Source organism: Salinimicrobium sp. 3283s, assembly GCF_039602225.1.
GTDB classification, from domain to species: Bacteria; Bacteroidota; Bacteroidia; order Flavobacteriales; family Flavobacteriaceae; genus Salinimicrobium; species Salinimicrobium profundisediminis.
Map to the genome: position 1 here is coordinate 496670 of NZ_CP143631.1, position 17676 is coordinate 514345.

Consider the following 17676-nt stretch of genomic DNA (forward strand, 5'->3'; position numbering starts at 1 on the left):
CTGTAGATCCTGTGTGCAACAAGGGCAGCTGCTTTAAAAATTAAAATATTCTTTTGCGTTTTTATAACTGATATTAGCTATGGTTTGTCCCACTAATTCCATATCATTGGGCAACTCCCCTTTCGCCATTTCTTCACCGAACAAGTTACATAAAACTCTTCGAAAATACTCGTGGCGGGGGAAAGAAAGAAAGCTTCTGGAATCTGTTAACATCCCAATAAACACGCTCACTAGCCCCATATTTGAAAGCGCATCTAATTGATCTATAATCCCTTGTTTTTGATCAAGAAACCACCAGCCAGAACCAAACTGCACCTTCCCTTTTATACTCCCATCGTTGAAATTGCCTATCATACTGGCAAAAACAGCATTATCAGCGGGATTCAGGTTGTATAAAATTGTCTTTGTAAGTTTATCCTTCCCATCAAGATGGTTGAGGAATTGAGAGATCTTCTCGGCCTGGGAGTAATCTCCTATAGAATCCCAACCTGTATCTGGCCCCAGCTTCTCAAGCATACGTTTGTTATTATTTCTAAGGGCTCCCAGGTGAAATTGCTGAACCCAGCCTAGCTCATGGTAAGTTTCTCCCAAAAACAGAAGAATCGACGTCTTATATTTATCGGCTTCTAATTCTGAAATCTCTTCCCCATTTAGCTTTTTTGAGAAGATAGACGCTATTTCAGCATCTGTGAATTCTTCAAAGGAAATAGAATTGAGCCCGTGGTCACACAACCTGCAGCCATTTTCGTGGAAAAATTCAATTCTTTTTCTCAAAACATTCTTTAGATCCTGGTAAGATTTAATCGAAGTTTCTGCCACATTTCCCAATTGATCAACATAATCGTTAAAAGAAGGAGATTCTATTAGAACGGCTTTATCGGGACGGAATGCGGTACTTACTTTTATTCCAAAATCACTATCGGCTAACTGCCGGTGGTAATCGAGAGTATCAAGGGGGTCTTCGGTAGTACAAAGCGCCTCCACTCCCATTTTCTTCAGAAGGCCACGACAGGAATATTCCGGTTGCTGAAGTTTTTTGTTCACCTCCTCATAGATTCTTTCTGCGGAATCTTCGTTTAAAAGCTCATCAATTCCGAAGTATCTCTGAAGCTCAAGATGCGTCCAATGGTAAAGAGGGTTACGCAAAGTATGGGGAACAGTTTTGGCCCAGGCCATGAATTTCTCCTTATCTGATGCATCTCCTGTAATATACTTTTCATCCACGCCCAGGGTTCGCATTGCACGCCACTTGTAGTGATCACCTGCAATCCAAACCTGTGTGATATTATCGAACTGCCTGTCTTCGGCAATCTCCTTTGGTGAAAGGTGATTATGATAATCTATGATAGGCTGTTCTTTCGCGTAGTTGTTATAAAGATCTTTTGCCTGCTCGCTGTAGAGCAAAAAATCGTCTGATATAAATTTTTTGGATTTCATCTTTAACTGTTTATTCAAAATTATGGCGTTAGCGCCCCATCCAGCCGCCATCTACCAAAACTACTGAGCCATTCATGTAATCACTTGCTTTTGATGCAAGGAAAACAACAGGTCCTTTAAAATCTTCGGGTTCACCCCATCTTCCTGCAGGGATCCTGGCGAGAATCGAAGTACTTCTGTCTTCATCCTCGCGTAAAGCTGCCGTATTATCTGTAGCAATATAACCCGGAGCAATAGCATTGATCTGTACTCCTTTTGAAGCCCATTCATTTGAAAAGGCTTTTACGAGTTGCCCAACGGCTCCCTTTGAAGCTGCGTAACCCGGAACCGTGATCCCCCCCTGGAAAGTGAGAAGGGAGGCTGTAAATATAATTTTCCCACTTCCTCTCTGGATCATTTCTTTCCCGATCTCCCGGGTTAGAATGAACTGAGAATTTTGATTCACCTCGATCACCTTATCCCAATATTCATCGGGATGCTCGGCGGCAGGTTTCCTCATGATTGTTCCGGCGTTATTCACCAGAATGTCTATGGTAGTATTTTCTGCTTTTACTTTTTCTATGAAAGCGTAAAGGCTTTTCCTATCTGAAAAATCACATTGGTAGGCAGAGAATTTTCTCCCGGCAGCCTTAACTGCTGTTTCTATTTCTGAACCTTCTGCCTTTAAACTGGTAGAAACTCCAATAATGTCTGCTCCTGCTTCTGCAAGACCCTGGGCCATTGCAAAGCCAATTCCGCGGTTACAACCAGTAACTAATGCTGTTTTTCCTGTTAGATCAAATAATTTCATATTACTTCAGGTTATCGGGATCAACTTTATCCATATCTCCATAGTCAAGGTTCTCTCCTGCCATTCCCCAGATAAAAGTATAATTCGAAGTTCCCGCGCCGGCGTGAATAGACCATTCGGGAGACAAAACTGCCTGGTGGTTCTTCATAAAAATGTGGCGGGTTTCATCGGGCTGACCCATGAAGTGACTGATAGTTTGCCCTTCTTCCAGATCGAAGTAGAAATAGGCTTCCATTCGGCGTTCATGGGTATGGGGAGGCATGGTGTTCCAAACATTTCCTTCTACAAGCTCGGTCATTCCCATTTGGAGCTGACAGGTTTCAACTATGCTGTTCACGATAAGCTTATTCAGGATCCTTTTGTTGGCATATTTCTCATCTCCAAGATGAACAACTTCAGCATCTTCTTTTCCAACTTTTTTAGTAGGATATTCTTTGTGTGCAGGAGCAGAGTTTAAATAAAAAATGGGTTGTTCCCCGGAAGACTTCTTAAAAATGACATTTTTGACACCCTTACCAACGTAAAGCGCTTCTTTGTGTGCCAGCTGATATTCTTTTCCGTCTACCTCAACAATTCCGGCTCCACCTACATTGATCACTCCCAGTTCTCTTCGATCTAAAAAGTTTTCAGATTTAAGATCGTCAATAGTTTCAAGCTTCAGGTCTTTATTTACAGGATAAGCTCCTCCTACAATAAATCTATCGTACATAGAATAAGTAAGATTGATCTCGTCATTATTGAAGAGGTCTGGGATCAAAAAATGCTCCCGTAGTTCCTGGGTAGTATATTTTTTTACATCATTTGGATGATGTGCGTAACGTAATTCTGAATTAGTCATTTCGATTTTTTTTGCTGTTCAACTTCGTTTTATGTTCGGGAACTGTAAGCAAAAGTTCCAGCCCCGGCTGCTGCGGCTTTTGCATTTATGCAATCGATTACACAAATATAGAATTTTTTCGGCGAAAAGGTTTTTCCAATCGTTAAAATCCTACAGAACGGAATAAAAATATTTCCTCTCAAAAATGACATTTTTGAGACTCTTTTATTTGCTTTTGTTTCTGAAGGTCTACCATCCCCTCGTAGACCAACTGTGCCACTGCCCTGGCTCCTTCGGGTTGAAAATGCGTATTGTCACTGCTGCCTTCAGGATAAGCTTCGTATAAGCCTGGACCAAAGTTCATAAAATATTTAGCCGTGACGTAATCTTTACCTTTTTCAGTAAAATGATCCATAGACCTTTGAGTGAGATCGATAAGATAGACCTTGAGCTCTTCTGCCACTTCAACAGCAGCCGTGTAATACGCTCCATGTACGTTTTGTAGCTTGCCGTCTTCCCACGGGTAATTGCGGTTTACCGGAGTAAGAATTACCGGAATTCCCCCTTTTTGACGGGTCTGGTGAACAAACAGGCGCAGGTACTCCTTATACCCTTCAACAGTTACGTAACGCTCCGGCTTATTTTCAGCGGCATCATTGTGCCCGAATTGCATCAACACTAAATCCCCCTTTTTAAGATCCTCATAAACCGAAGGCCATCTGCCTTCTTCAAAGAATGTACGGGTACTGCGACCTCCACGAGCACGGTCATCAACCACTACAGTATCTGTTTTTAGGATGTGATTTAAATCCTGCAAGTGCTCAGGAGTCATTTTTTCCTGAAACACCTGTCCCCAGCCCGTAAGAGGATATCTGGTTTTCATATAATCTTTACCCGGGTCATAGTTGTTGCTATAATCGGCCATTGTGGAGTCGCCGATAAGGTAAATTTTCACCATCTCTTCCTGTTCGCCGGGCAGCAGAAAAAGCAGTAAGAGTATTAAATAATAAGGTTTTATGATCATTCTATCTAATTATTGAACGGTTGCCGAAATTTCCGGAAATTATTTTTGCTTCCGGATCTTGGTTGCCCCTAACTGAAATCATACCTCTCAAAAATGCCATTTTTAAGAGGTTTATCAGGGACACCAATCGTTGCATTATTTTTTCTGAAATACAATTCATTGTCAAAATACCCTTTTTGGGGGGTATACTGAAGCTTATTTTGAAAACCTGAACCAATCGAAATCGGCATAACCGGAATCATTGGTTTTCTGCTTTTTGGTGGCAAAAATGCCGATTTTCGCACCTACCCATTTTCCTTCTCTTGCGGAGAAATCTTCATCTATCTCAATGTATTTTTTTCCGTCTTCACTATAACTGAAAGTACACTGCGCCTTTTTATCCACTTCAACTCTCAGAAAGGCCGTTTTGGCAGAAAGCTTTTTTAGCTGTTCCTTTTGCTCTAGATTACCTTCATCGGCCTTTTCAGCTTCAGCATAAACAACATAGATTCCGTCTTTTCTACTTTCCAAAGCCACATAGGCATAAGATCTTCCCATCACGATTAGCCCTGCTTTTTCATTTTCAAGGTTCTTATTTGGATTAAAGGTTAGTTTGGTAGTGGTAGTAAATTCTTCAGCCGGAAATTTTTGCAACAACAGGCCCGGGGAATCCCACAGGTTTTTCGCAGCCTCAGGAAGTAATTGCGTATAAAGGCGCAACTGATCTTTTGCAGGATTGGCAAAGGCCCAGGTCGCGTTAGGATTTGCCTGCCACTGCCATTGAAGCCCAATGTCATTTCCGGTAAATTCATCTGAATCTTTGGGAGTTTGAATAGGATAAATCTTACCCACATTGGGTTTCCTGAAAGACATTACAGGTTCTCCTGTACCGTCTCCGTCTTTATCTACTCCCATTGTAGGCCAGCCATCCTTCCACGTCATAGGCTGTAGGTGGACTATACGCCCGTAAGCCTCTTTATCCTGAAAATGGATAAACCAGTCCTCGCCGTTCTCCAGCTCGATCCATGCTCCCTGGTGAGGCCCATTGATATCGGTATTTCCCTGAGCCAAAGAAACATGCTCCTCGTAAGGACCGTAAGGGTTTTTAGACCGCAGAATCAACTGCCAGCCTGTGGAAACTCCTCCGGCAGGTGCAAAAATGTAGTAATAGTCGTCTTTTTTGTAAAACTTGGTTCCTTCAACTGTAGGATGATCTTCATGCCCATCAAAAACGATCTTTCCGGCGCCGGTAGTTTTTGTTCCTTCCCAATTCAGTGGTTTGACCACGAGAATACTTTTTATTCCGGCACGGCTGCCCGCAAAGGCATGAGATAAATAGGCTTTTCCTTCTTCGTCCCAAAGTGGTGCAGGATCAATAAGCCCTTTACCTGCTTCCACAAGAACAGGTTCTTCCCATTCCCCCGCAGGATCTTTGGTTTTAACCATGTAAATGCCGAAGTCGGGATCTCCCCAGTAGATGTAATATTCCCCTTCATGATATCGAAAAGCCGGCGCCCACACACCATTTCCATGCTGGGGGGAGCTGAAATGTTCGTCGGGCACCTGCCTTGGTAAAGCATGATTTATAAGCTGCCAGTTCACCAGATCTTTGGAATGCAATATTGGTAAAGCCGGTGCAGAATTAAACGAAGACGAGGTCATGTAGAAATCATCGCCCACTCTCACCACATCGGGATCGGAATAATCTGCATGTAAAATGGGATTTATATATGTTCCATCTCCCTGATCGGCTGCCCATACATCTGACTTAAAATTTTCGCTGTTTTGAGCATTCATAGTTATCCCTCCAAAAACTAAAAGAACCAAAACTGCTGCTAAATTTTTAAGTCTTTTCATGTTATTCTAATTGTCCGGATTCCTCAAGATTGTTTAAATGCTCATCAATTTCAGCTAAAAATCCTTCTTTTGTGGTGATTCCATTCGGTTCCTGCTCCCAGGCTGCAAGGAAATAATAAGTTACAGGTTCTGCGGTTTCATTGAAGATTACGAGGTGATCATGCGGACCTTCTTTGACTTCTTTTACATCAGCTTTCTTATAGAATAGCGCCATCCCCAGTTTATCCTGATCATTCACAAACGTCTGGTTTCCATAGGTAGCGATGTATGTCCACTCTCCTCCTTCACCTTGCTTCTGAAGCAGTTCAATATTTTCAAATTTTACGATTCCTGTAGTTAAGCCTTCCAGAGGTTCAGAAAGATCTAAAGTTGCTTTTGTATATCTTCCTTCAGGAAAAATAGTGAGGGTGGTAGTAAGATCCACCGTATCTGTTCCGGTTGCCCAATCTGAATATTCGATCTTAACTTCTGAAGAACCTTCAGTATTAGAAACCTGCGCATGAGTGTTACCTACGTTTCTGAAGTGTGCTACAGTATCATTCATAAAGCGGCCGTAGCTCCCAATTCCCAGAGATTTCCCGGCTTTTAGGATATCCATCCCCCAGGCAGCTTCTTCGTGGTAAGAATCGAAACCGTCCTGGCCCACTTGTGGCAGCACCATAGTGTCAGTTTTCTTTCCGAAGATATCTATAGCGTTTCTCCAGTCCAGATATAATCTATATCCCACTTGTGCATTCTCCCAGCCCGGACCTTCATACCTAATGTAGTAAGAGTGATCTGTATGTTCCGGGGGAAGGGTAAGTTCCTGCACATTTTCGAAAGTGCCGCCCCTGTATTCTCGACCTTCCCATTGTCCGTCCTTTTTCACCGAGATCTCGGCATAAGTTTGAGGCTGAGAAGTTTTGGTGTCTTCAGGGATTAAACGCTGCTTCTTGTCATCCTTGTTTTTGCAGGCTGTTGCTGCAATAATGAGTGAAAGGATTAAATATTTTGTTAGTGACTTCATATTAGTATTCTTCATGATTATTGTTCAAGGTCTTCATATTGAAGTGAGGCAAGAATAAATGGCCCCACTCCTTTTGGATCGTTGTCTCTAATGATTTCATTGATGTAGTATTCGTAAGAACCATCGCGGTAGGGATCGCCCCCGAGACCTGCAACCCCGTTGACATCTGTAAGGCTGATGGTACCGTCTTCATTTTCTTCAATGAACTGCTCCAGAATTCCTTCATAGGCTTTAACTCCTGCTTCACGGAACTTGGGGTCAAGATATCCCTCGTCCACTCCTTTAAGCAGGAAATAGGCGAACATACTGGATGCTGAAGCTTCCAGGTAATTTCCTTCCCTTTCCCCCTGATCTACTACCTGATACCAAACCCCGGTTTCATCCTGATAACGAACGATACCTTCGGCCAGTTTTTGAGCGATATCCACAATTTCATCTCTTTTGGGATGGTCCTGCGGAAGAAAATCAAGTACATCAACTACAGCCATAGCAAACCAGCCTATACTTCTTCCCCAGTAATTTGAGGAAAGCCCGGTTTCAGGATCTGCCCAGCGTTGTTCTTTACTTTCATCCCAGGCATGGTGGAAAAGTCCAGAATCTTCACTGTAATGGTATTTGTTTACCAGTGCAAACTGGTTGGCGACATCATCAAATAATTCCGGCTCATTAAACTCCGCAGCGTAGCGGGCAAGAAATGGAGAACCCATGTAAAGGCCATCCAGCCACATTTGATAAGGATAGATCTTTTTGTGCCAGAAGCCACCTTCAGAAGTACGTGGGTGTTCTCTCATCTGCTCCCTCAACATTTCCACAGCTTTGTGATATTTCTCGTCACCTGTTTCTTTATAAAGACCAATAAGGAACCTGCCTCCCTGTACCCGGTCAATATTATAATCTGACTGTTTGTAGGTTTTGATCTCGCCCTCCTCATTCACCATAAATTCAGCAAAATTCTTGATATAATTGAGATACTTTTCGTCGCCAGTAACCTTATAAAGCTTTTCCATTGAAGTCATGATAAGCCCGTGAGTGTATTCCCATTTTGGCTTTTCATTGAAATCAAGTGTCCAGCCTTCAGGATTTCTCTTAATTTCTGAATCGGCCATCCAGGTGGAATATTTATGTTCCTCTTTTACTGGGGTTGCTTCTGTAGCGGCAGTTTCTTCTTCAGTTCCCTTACAAGAGGTGAATGCAATAAACAGAAGGAGTAAATAAATGCTCGATTTTAGGGATTTGATCATTTTTCTATGGAATTTAAAAATTCAAAACTTCTGAAGGGTTCCAGGCGTCTGTCCCTCCAAAAATGTGTTCTACAGTGTATTTTTTTGATAATTCTGAGGTAAGTAGTACCGCCCACTCCACTCTTTCTGAAGGTGCCCATCCCGGACCTGAATTGTTGTATTCTGCATAAAGAACCGTTTCTTCGGCATGTGGCTTATTCCAGTTATGCCAGCCTTCTTTTTTAATATGCTCACCCATCTTTGTGTTTATAAAAACTGTCTGAGCAAAAGGTCTCCAGGGCCGTCCCAGGTAAACAGTTCCTTTTGGTGCATCACCGGTGAGCGTGCAATTCAGAAAAACAAAACCATACTTCGCACCCTTTTCAGTTGAAGCCGCAGTGATGTAATGGCCGCCTTCTTTGGAGTAGATCTCGCAATTCTCAAACACTGCGGTAGACCACCCAAAAATGAAATCTGTCGTACCTTCAATATAGCAGTCGCGGTAGTATTGCCTACTGTTCCTGCCGTGCGGATAAAGTGTATCCTGAAAACCTAAAAATTTACAGTTGTCAAAAATGGCTTTATCAGCATCCACTCTTACTGCCACAGCCTGTCCTATAGGTCCGGCGCTGTTTTTAAAGGTGATTTTGGTAGCGTGAAAACCATCTCCAAAGACAAAGAAGGAAGTGGAACCGGTAGTTCCTACTTCCTCTCCAAAAACATTAAGCTTTTGCGCAAAATCATCATAAGTAAGTATGGTGGAAACTTTGTCTTCTCCTATAAAAGTGACGTTAGTTTTTGAAGCAGGAAGTACTAACTTCTCTTTATAAATCCCTGATTTAATAAAAATTCTTGTCCGTGCTTTTCTAAAATCGGGCACCGCATTTATTGCTTGCTGCACAGTCTTAAAATCCCCGGAATCATCGGCTGAAACTATAAAATCATAAGTAGCGGAATTAACGGCTGCAGTTTCGGTTTCTTTATCAACAAGTTCATTTAAATAAATTTCGAGGTTTGTATAGTCGTTATCGAGATCATGCCCATTGGCATTTTCTTTAGTAGCGTCAATACCCTTGGCTTTTTCCCAGGCATCGGGCATTCCATCTTCATCGGAATCTTTGGGTGCTGTTCCACTTCTTAATTTTGGCCAGCCGCCCACCTGTTCCTGTGAGTCAATGATTCCGTTGCCGTAGGTGGCTTTTCCGCTTCTGGTTTCGTTGATAATCCTGATATCAACCGCATCTCTTTTTAAACTGGCACCTGCCTTTTTCATCACCAGGTCAAAGGCTGTACGTGCGTTTTGGGTGTCAACATTATTGTTATAATCAAAAGGATCATTGACACGTGCTGCTTCAGGATCATCTCCCTGCACTCCGCCATTCCAGTTGTTCTCTGTCACCTTTTCTGAACCTTCAACATAATTTCCATTTACATAGAACTTTCCGTAGGGATCATACGGCTCTACGATCCTCTCCTCATCTTCGGTAGCCGGACCCGGTTTGAAATAGTTATTTACAATATTATAACGGCCGTTTTCACCGCCGTAAATGCTGTTATCTTCCCAGTTGTAGATCACATTATTTCTGAAGTCCACAAATTCCCCCTCTAGATTTTCAGTAGTTTTTGAGCCACTGAAACGGGGGTTTCTGCTGTGGTTACTGGCAATTAAATTATGATGAAAAGAGACATTTTCGCCACCCCAAATTCCGCCGTAGCCATGATCTCCTTTGGAATGCACAGAACTGTTAAGCGCTTCAGAAATGATACACCACTGCATTGTAAAGTTCTTATTCTGGTAGAAAGAGGCATTTTCATCTGTGGCCCAGCTTACGGAACAGTGGTCTAAAATGACATTTTTGACACCCCGTCCTTTAAAGGAATCATCGGCAATGCCTTTGATGTCGCCCATCCTGAAGCGCATGTATCTAATGATCACATTATCATCCTTTACTGCCACAGGATAGCCCTTAATGGTAATGCCATCTCCCGGCGCAGTCTGCCCGGCAATGGTAAGATTGCCTTTGTTGATATCTAATGGCCTTTCGAGTTCTATAGTGCCTGAAACTGCGAAAACAATAGTACGGGGACCATCCTTTAAAATGCCTTTTCTAAGACTTCCTTCTCCATCATCATTTAGGTTTGTAACGGTGTAAACAATGCCGCCCCGGCCACCGGTTGCATACCTTCCAAAACCCTCGGCTGAAGGAAAAGCCAGTTGCTGTGCCTGTAAGGGCAAGCCTACCAGTATAGCTGCAATTAAAAATTTTATTTTCTTCAGGCAATTCCGCATATTTTTTATTTTTTTCTCTTCAAAAGTTTTCTAATAATATTGGATCTTAAAGGCCTTCGTTCCGTCTTCAAGACTCCTTCTACTATAAATTTAATTAGGCAAAATCAACCGGATTATAAAAACCCGGTTAATAGTGCCTAGTAGAGTAGATTTCTAAATTTCTGTTTTTAAATAAATATTCTTTTTTCTAATCATTGGAATTATTTAGAATTCAAAAGCTCCAAGATCTGGTGCAGCACCATTGTAAGGTAAGCCTACATCCACTCCTGCGTCAATCAAATCGCTGTCTGATTCTAAATGGAAAAAACTAACGTCGGGGAGGCTACCGTCAGGCTTCCTGGGACCTGTTAATTCAGAATAATCTATACTCACAAAATCATTTACAGAAGATTCAACTCCCTCCATCCAACTGTTATTGGTCACATCTAGAGTAGTCGCATTGATGCTGCCAACTTCCCCAAGAACATTACTATTCTTAATTGTTAACTTTTCAAGTGGATTTGTACTGCCAAAACCATAATTGGTTCCGTTATCATAAGCAGAGCAATTGTAAAGTGTCACCTCTCCTCTATTACTGTTGTGGTCAAAGCCATCATACCTATTTCCTACAGCAATAGACCTTATGTAAATCGCATTATGCTTCAAATCTTTGTTATCACTACCACCCGTTTTAAAGCCGTTTCCGTCACCACCGCTTACAGAACCATCTTTGAGATATCCATTTTGGATTGACCAGCAATCTTCATGAATAGTAGTGACATTATCTGCATTTCTTAAATAACCGTCCCAACCATCATCAAGGTTTTGCCACGCCCTACATCCCACGAATTTATTACCGGTACCTACATCTAATTTGCTGGCAAATCCGTCAGCATTTTCTAGTGTAGAATCTGCATTGAAGAAAGAGTCACAATTAAGTATAGTATTGTTCGCAGCACCACTGTTCAACTGAAGCCCTGTATCTGCACATTCAGAAAAAGTACAGAACTCAACAAGATTGTTGCTTCCTGTTATCTGCATTCCATTGTCTCCTGCCTTAGTAACATCAATGCCTTTGATGTGCCAGTAACTTGCCTTCAACTCTATACCTCTATTAGAAGAATTTTCAGCCATTGAAGAAAAATCAAATTTTGGCCTGGTGTCATCACCGGGATGAGCCAACAAGGAGATCATATTACCCGCACTACCACTGGTGTTTATTTCTATGGTAGCATCGAAGGTATAATCACCTCCACGGATGTATATATTTTCACCGGGAATGGCCACTGAAATTGCATCCAGAATTTCCTGTGATGTAGAAACCACTTTACCATCTATTGAGGAAGTATTATCTCCGGTACGGAATGAGTAGGTGTTACTTAAAGCGCTATTCTTTCCATCTCTGGTTTCAATACGCCAGTAGTAGACAGTATTGGGTTCTACTTCAACATCTATGGTAGAAACTGTAAGTCCTTTCCATTCTTCAGATGGTTCCTGGTTGCCATCAACCTCATCAGCAAATAATGTATAGGTAAGAGGATCTCCATCAATATCTGCGGAAGCAGCTTCCCAGGTTAAAGTAACCTTACCATCAACAGGAGATACCGTTACCCCGGAAGCAGGTGAAACTAATGTAGCCGGAAAAGGTGCATTATTAGATCCTGCCTCACCCGCAACATAAAATTTATGAGGATCTGAACTGGTAGTCTCTTCTCCCGCATTTTTTGCCACCACACTCCATGAATATGGATAACCTCTTTCGAGTCTAACTACAAGTGAGGTCGAGGTAAGGTTAGGTCGCTGTGTTACTTCCTGCGTTACCAGATTGGTAATTAAAAGATCATACCTTTCTGCATCAATAGCTTCATTCCATTCAAAAGCTACTTCGGCCATATTCGCAATAACGTCTCCTACTTCACATTCTGTATTATTTTGCGGCATAACCAGTTCGGCCTTTCCGGGAGGTGTAGCAGAAATTATTTCGGCATCATCATCTTCTGAACAGGAAACTGTTATAGTGCCCAGCAGAATAATGAAGAACATTTTTATACAGGATATATTTTTTATGTTTTTCATAATTTAATCACTTTAATAGTTTGACTTACCGTGGCGGATTTCAATTGAAGGAAATACACACCTTCCCTGTAGTTGGTAAGGTTGAGTGGAAGCAATCTATCTACAGGAATTCCCATTCTTCCTGAGAAGTATTCCTTTCCATTAAGGTCAAGCAGGGAAACATGTATATTGGGATCTAACCCATTGATATAGACCTTAAGATCTCCCCGGGTTGGGTTTGGAAACAGTACAACCTCTTCAGACATTAATACCTCATCATAAAATATTCCCTGACAGCCAGAATCTGTGTAGACAGCAAGTTTATTCGTGCCTGGCTTAAGATCTAAGGTTACATGAGATTGTGATGTGGTCGTGATATTCCCGTTATGTTCAATTGTGTAAAGATTGGCCCCATCTAATGATAAGGTCACGGTATTAGCCGCATAATCTACCGAAGAATAAGCTTCTAAAGGAGTTGGTCCTTCTACTGTTATTTTAAAACACTGCTCATACCCATCCTGTCCATCAACAGTCATACAGATATCATAACTACCCGCAGCTAAATTTTCAATCTTTGCTGAAAAGTTGTTAGAAGATGAAAGTGTAGCAGAACCTGTACCTGCACCAGATAATGAAACATTATAGGTATAATTTCGATCTTTGGCAGTGATGGATACAAACCCGTCTCCGTTTCCATTACAGCTCACATCATGCACAGCTATGTTGAAATTATCTGATGGCAAATTGAAGACTTCACATCCAAAAACATCAACGATCGCTCCTTCAGTAGAATTAGGACAGCTATCCTCACTATCTACAAGTCCGTCGCCGTCACTATCATCACATACATCTCCAATCCCGTCACCATCAGAATCGGCCTGGTCGGCATTTGGTGTGAATACGCAATTGTCATCCACATCAAGTATCCCATCATTATCAGAATCATCAGTCGCTATTAGGTTTGGTAACGGGTCCCAGCCATCATTCCCTTTAGTGAAATTAAAAGGTTTGATCTCGGTGTCATCATTAAGCACTGGGGAATCGAGTACTGTAGACCACGACACACGATCGTCCATGTGATTTTCTCCGGAAGCTTCGACTGTTCCGTATTCGTACATTTTTTCAGATTCACCTCCAAGGGAGCTTTTCCAGCCTTCTGGTTCGATCAAAGACTTTCCTTCAAAACCTGGATAAGTAGAAACGGCAATATTGGTATTATAGAAAACAACTTCGCTGGTGTGTGCCTGCCATGGCCTTCCAAAAAAGCCAGGTTTGGAACCCTGATTTGAAGCTGTATTTACACCTGGTATTGTTGAAATAATATTGGTTTCGTACATAAGGAACCCTCTTCCTCCGTCTTGTTGCGCAGCAGTAATATAAGCAGCATCACTACTTACATCACTTGTATTAAGAACCAGGTCAGATTTGTAGAAAACAGCGGTCATTCCGCCAAAAATGTAATCTACAGCACCCATCATAGCTCCTTTATAGATCACCACCCTGGAATCAGACCCTCCGTAGAAGGAATCCTGTCTTCCCACGATTCGACATTTGTCAAGAATGATCTTGTCTGAGCCACTCGCAATCCCTATTGCCGCGGCACGTTCAACAAAGCTTCGATCCTGCACGCTGGTATTGCCATAATCGGTAGGACGTTCACCTCTGTTACCGCTAACCATTACCACTACGTCTTCAGATTCTTTTTGAGAGATATACTGGTTGAAGGAATTTTCTATAATTAGATCTTCAGCAATAAAACCGTCTGCTGCAACCACTAAAGTAGCATTCCAGTAAGAACCATTAGTAGTTCCTGAAACGTTATTGTATGGTTGACTTCCATTGGCTTTATTAACCTCCAGCGCATCTTCGCTCCATTTATTATCAGTTCCCTGGCTATAATAGTTGTAACCATAACCATAATAGGAGGTGATACGAACGGCGTTATCTGCAATACCTACACCTTCATTTGTCAATTCAATACTTGGAATGGATGCGGCGTTCTTTAGAGTAATATTATCTTCCTTAATTACTACCATTTCCTCGTAATTTCCTGAATCTATAAGAACCGTTACACGTTCATCATTAGGCCTGGCCATCCTTGAAATTGCAACGAGAGCAGCATTTATGGTTTGATAATCTTTATCTTTTCCTACTGTAATTACTTCAGAATAAGCCACCACATCTATTACCTCAATATTGGTAATATAGGAAGTAGCATTAAATGTGATCTCAGCCATTCCTGCTTCGGTACCCGGATAAGTATAGGTAACATACTCCATTTGTGAAGTACTGCCACTGCTGGTGGTTATTGCATCACCGCCGTCAATGGTAAAGTCGGCAGCATAATAAAAAGTAACCACCATTTTCTGTCCGGGCTGCATGGGAACCGAAATTGTGCCTTCGCTTCCTGCAGACAAATGGCCTTTGGCCTGCTCATTTTTAATATTTCCTGTAAAAATTAGACCCTTATAATATTCTGTTTCAACAGTAATATTTGTATCGTCAAAAGTCCAATTTGAAACACTTTCAAAGTCAAGCGTTTTGGTTACTGCTTCTCCATCCACAGTCAAATAAGAAGTAAGGGAAAGTTCTAGTGGATATGCTTCCAAACCAGATACATTTACCTCATAAACCCCGTCTCTTAGAGCTACAGAATTTATATCTGAGAAAGTATATAAGTAATCTGGTTCATTAATATTTGTAAAGGTTAACGTTAAATCCCCTTTTTGAGCCTCAGTTAATCCATTAGTTTCGATTGTTACATTCTGTAATGGTTTTGGTTTAAAAACAACATCTGTAGTTGTTGCTCCAGTAATTTGAACGGTATTATCGGGGATGTGAAAATCGTTCACTCCATCTGCCTCTATAGTATATTCAATATTTGGTTGCAACTGTACAGAATAGGCTTCAGCATCAACATCAAGCATAGGCTGAGGAACATAAATACTATTGGCATCTGGATCTGGAGTAAAAGTAAGAGCCAGATCTGAGATATTTTCTCCCAGACCAATCACCGATCCAGAAACAGTAAAAAGCTCTACTTTTTGGATAGTTATGTCGTAAGATGTAGTGCTTTCAGTTACCTCCAGGCTGCTACCATTGGAAATAATATAACCATTGGCTCCTTCGAGAGATAGATTATATTCATAACCTACCGGTAATTTTACCTGGTAAGTTCCATCTGCTGGTATGACATTCCATTTTTTTCCAGCGCTATTTGTAAAAGTTATAGAATAATCAACAGGAATCCCTGATGCGGATGAAAGATCTACATTCCCATTGAGGCTGGCGTAAATAGCCGGAGTTCTTATAATTCTAAAATAGCTTGGTTTATCGGCCGCGTCATAGATATTGTAGGTTCCGCTGGCTTTTGCAACAAAGTTTACCTCCATGGGTTCACCGCCCACACTTACAACATCGTCCTGTAGGTCTGGATCTGCAACATATTCAAAATGAAGTTGACCAACTCCATCCTGACCAAGAACCCAAAGTGTCACTTCATCATCTTCACTAAGCTCAAGGCTCATGTACCTGTCGCGCGCTCCTCTCGAATTAATATAAACTCTTCCCGTAAATTCCTCAGATGAAACATTTTCATCATATCGGGTAAGGTTGGTATTAGAAGTACGTAACCTGTCGTTTCCGCCGCCTACCCAGCTCAAATCACCTTCAGTAAAATCCGGGAAGACATTGCCTGCAGTTCCCGGAGGAATGGACTCATCATACCACGAATTGATAATATCTTCAGTTAATTTATTATTGTACTGAGACTCGTCAAGTTGTGCTGCCCCAAAATCCCAAACATCTGGTAGACCATTGGATGTACCACTGCCAATTTCCTCTACAGTAATGTTGTAAGTGGAAGTACTTTCATCGACACTTAAAGTTGTACCGTTAGTAATTTCATATCCTTCTGCTCCTTCCAGGGAAATGCTATATTCAAAACCTACAGGTAAATCTACCTGATAAGATCCCCCATCAACTTCAGCACTCCAGGTTTTTCCTGACTCGTTAGTGAAATTTATGATGTAGTTATTGGGAATTCCTGCAGCATCAGTTAGATCTACATTCCCACTAAGTGCAGCATAGGTAACAATTTTACGCGCTATTCTAAAGTAGCTAGGCTTATCTGTATCATCATAGATACGGTAGGTCCCTGCAGCTTTTGCAGTAAAGCTTAATTCAGTAAGTTCATCTCCAACAGCTACGATATCGTTTTGCAAGGTTGGATCTGAAATATATTCAAAATGGATATTTCCGTTACCTTCTTGAGTAAGCGTCCATATAGTTACAACATCATCCTCATTAAGATCTATACTGAAATACCGGTTTGTGGCTCCTGATGAATTTATATAGATCCTTCCCTTAAATTCGTCGTAATCTGAAATATTTTCATCGTAACGGGTCAGATTTGTATTAGAAGTTCGTAATCGGTCACTACCGCCTCCGGTAAAGCTTAGATCACCAACAGTAAAATCTGGTAATTTATTATCTGAGCTTCCTGGCGTAATAGATTCATCGTACCATGAATTGATGATCTCTTCAGTTAACATATTTGAATATTGAGACTCATCAAGTTGTGATGCACCAAAATCCCAAACCTGGGTAAGGCCCTCAGAGGGGATTGATACAGCCTGCTCAGTAACCACCTCTAACCCGGGAAGGTAGGTATCATTACCTGTTCCGGCAACAGTCTTAAAATTTAAAGTTGTAGCAGGCCCAGTATAGGTAAATTCATAGGTATCCTCAAGGTCATTGACTACCTTTGTTGGTACTTCACCCAAAGATGCTCCTGTAGACACATCTGTACCTACCATGTTAAGGCCTGAATGTTTAGAACCTATGAAGCGTATGGTAGCGCTCCCCTCTACAGAAACATTTATTTCCTGATCAATTTTGAGATTGAGCCCATAGGTCTCTGAGTGAAATGAGTAATCTCCTCCCAGGGTTAGTTTACCATCAGGGCTTTGTTTAGCACTTATTATAGTCCCATCGGTAAAATCATAGGTGACTATATTTTGCTCCTGGGAGTACCCAGTAAAAATCCCTATTAAGAGAAAGAGGGATATGAAGTGTAATTGTTTAATCATTCTTTACAAGATTTAAAATTAAAAATACATCCTATCCTATGTCAGGATTCTTAACTGCTTTTAAATTTAAAAGCGCGTAGCTCTTCTTTTTATGTTTAAGGATTATCCTTTTGAAATACTCTTATCTCAGTA

10 protein-coding genes are annotated in these 17676 nt (G+C 41.4%); all 10 read right to left on the minus strand.

Annotated features, from left to right (window positions below; all coding sequences use genetic code 11):
• Positions 1-33: 33 nt before the first annotated feature.
• Complete coding sequence (gene uxaC / locus VS868_RS02225; protein WP_345599042.1) at positions 34-1437, minus strand: glucuronate isomerase; 1404 nt, start codon at positions 1435-1437, stop codon at positions 34-36.
• A gap of 28 nt (positions 1438-1465) precedes the next feature.
• Positions 1466-2227 carry an SDR family NAD(P)-dependent oxidoreductase gene (locus VS868_RS02230; protein ID WP_345599043.1) on the minus strand — a complete coding sequence of 254 codons (762 nt, stop codon included), beginning with the start codon at positions 2225-2227 and terminating at the stop codon, positions 1466-1468.
• A gap of 1 nt (position 2228) precedes the next feature.
• The gene (kduI, locus tag VS868_RS02235) at positions 2229-3065 is read right to left on the minus strand and encodes a 5-dehydro-4-deoxy-D-glucuronate isomerase (RefSeq protein ID WP_345599044.1); all 837 of its coding nucleotides are present in this window, start codon (positions 3063-3065) and stop codon (positions 2229-2231) included.
• Positions 3066-3243: 178 nt separating this feature from the next.
• Positions 3244-4068, minus strand: coding sequence for a rhamnogalacturonan acetylesterase (locus tag VS868_RS02240; RefSeq protein ID WP_345599045.1), 825 nt, complete (start codon positions 4066-4068; stop codon positions 3244-3246).
• A 195-nt stretch (positions 4069-4263) separates the two neighbouring features.
• The gene (locus VS868_RS02245; protein ID WP_345599046.1) at positions 4264-5904 is read right to left on the minus strand and encodes a glycoside hydrolase 43 family protein; all 1641 of its coding nucleotides are present in this window, start codon (positions 5902-5904) and stop codon (positions 4264-4266) included.
• A gap of 1 nt (position 5905) precedes the next feature.
• Positions 5906-6910: a DUF4861 family protein gene (locus tag VS868_RS02250; RefSeq protein ID WP_345599047.1), complete on the minus strand. Its 1005-nt coding sequence runs from the start codon at positions 6908-6910 to the stop codon at positions 5906-5908.
• A 17-nt stretch (positions 6911-6927) separates the two neighbouring features.
• Positions 6928-8151: a glycoside hydrolase family 88 protein gene (locus VS868_RS02255; RefSeq protein WP_345599048.1), complete on the minus strand. Its 1224-nt coding sequence runs from the start codon at positions 8149-8151 to the stop codon at positions 6928-6930.
• A 13-nt stretch (positions 8152-8164) separates the two neighbouring features.
• Positions 8165-10420, minus strand: a complete 2256-nt coding sequence (locus VS868_RS02260) for a pectinesterase family protein (RefSeq protein WP_345599049.1) — start codon at positions 10418-10420, stop codon at positions 8165-8167.
• A gap of 204 nt (positions 10421-10624) precedes the next feature.
• Positions 10625-12475, minus strand: a complete 1851-nt coding sequence (locus VS868_RS02265; protein ID WP_345599050.1) for a right-handed parallel beta-helix repeat-containing protein — start codon at positions 12473-12475, stop codon at positions 10625-10627.
• Positions 12472-17544 carry a pectinesterase family protein gene (locus tag VS868_RS02270; protein ID WP_345599051.1) on the minus strand — a complete coding sequence of 1691 codons (5073 nt, stop codon included), beginning with the start codon at positions 17542-17544 and terminating at the stop codon, positions 12472-12474. Before VS868_RS02270 ends, VS868_RS02265 begins: the two co-directional genes overlap by 4 nt.
• Positions 17545-17676: the final 132 nt, after the last annotated feature.

What these genes read in the sequence shown, in the direction of transcription:
- VS868_RS02230 (WP_345599043.1), bottom strand. Translation starts at nt 2,227, where the DNA reads ATGAAATTATTTGATCTAACAGGAAAAACAGCATTAGTTACTGGTTGT.
- uxaC (WP_345599042.1), bottom strand. Translation starts at nt 1,437, where the DNA reads ATGAAATCCAAAAAATTTATATCAGACGATTTTTTGCTCTACAGCGAG.
- VS868_RS02255 (WP_345599048.1), bottom strand. Translation starts at nt 8,151, where the DNA reads ATGATCAAATCCCTAAAATCGAGCATTTATTTACTCCTTCTGTTTATT.
- VS868_RS02265 (WP_345599050.1), bottom strand. Translation starts at nt 12,475, where the DNA reads ATGAAAAACATAAAAAATATATCCTGTATAAAAATGTTCTTCATTATT.
- VS868_RS02270 (WP_345599051.1), bottom strand. Translation starts at nt 17,544, where the DNA reads ATGATTAAACAATTACACTTCATATCCCTCTTTCTCTTAATAGGGATT.
- VS868_RS02260 (WP_345599049.1), bottom strand. Translation starts at nt 10,420, where the DNA reads ATGCGGAATTGCCTGAAGAAAATAAAATTTTTAATTGCAGCTATACTG.
- VS868_RS02245 (WP_345599046.1), bottom strand. Translation starts at nt 5,904, where the DNA reads ATGAAAAGACTTAAAAATTTAGCAGCAGTTTTGGTTCTTTTAGTTTTT.
- VS868_RS02250 (WP_345599047.1), bottom strand. Translation starts at nt 6,910, where the DNA reads ATGAAGTCACTAACAAAATATTTAATCCTTTCACTCATTATTGCAGCA.
- VS868_RS02240 (WP_345599045.1), bottom strand. Translation starts at nt 4,068, where the DNA reads ATGATCATAAAACCTTATTATTTAATACTCTTACTGCTTTTTCTGCTG.
- kduI (WP_345599044.1), bottom strand. Translation starts at nt 3,065, where the DNA reads ATGACTAATTCAGAATTACGTTACGCACATCATCCAAATGATGTAAAA.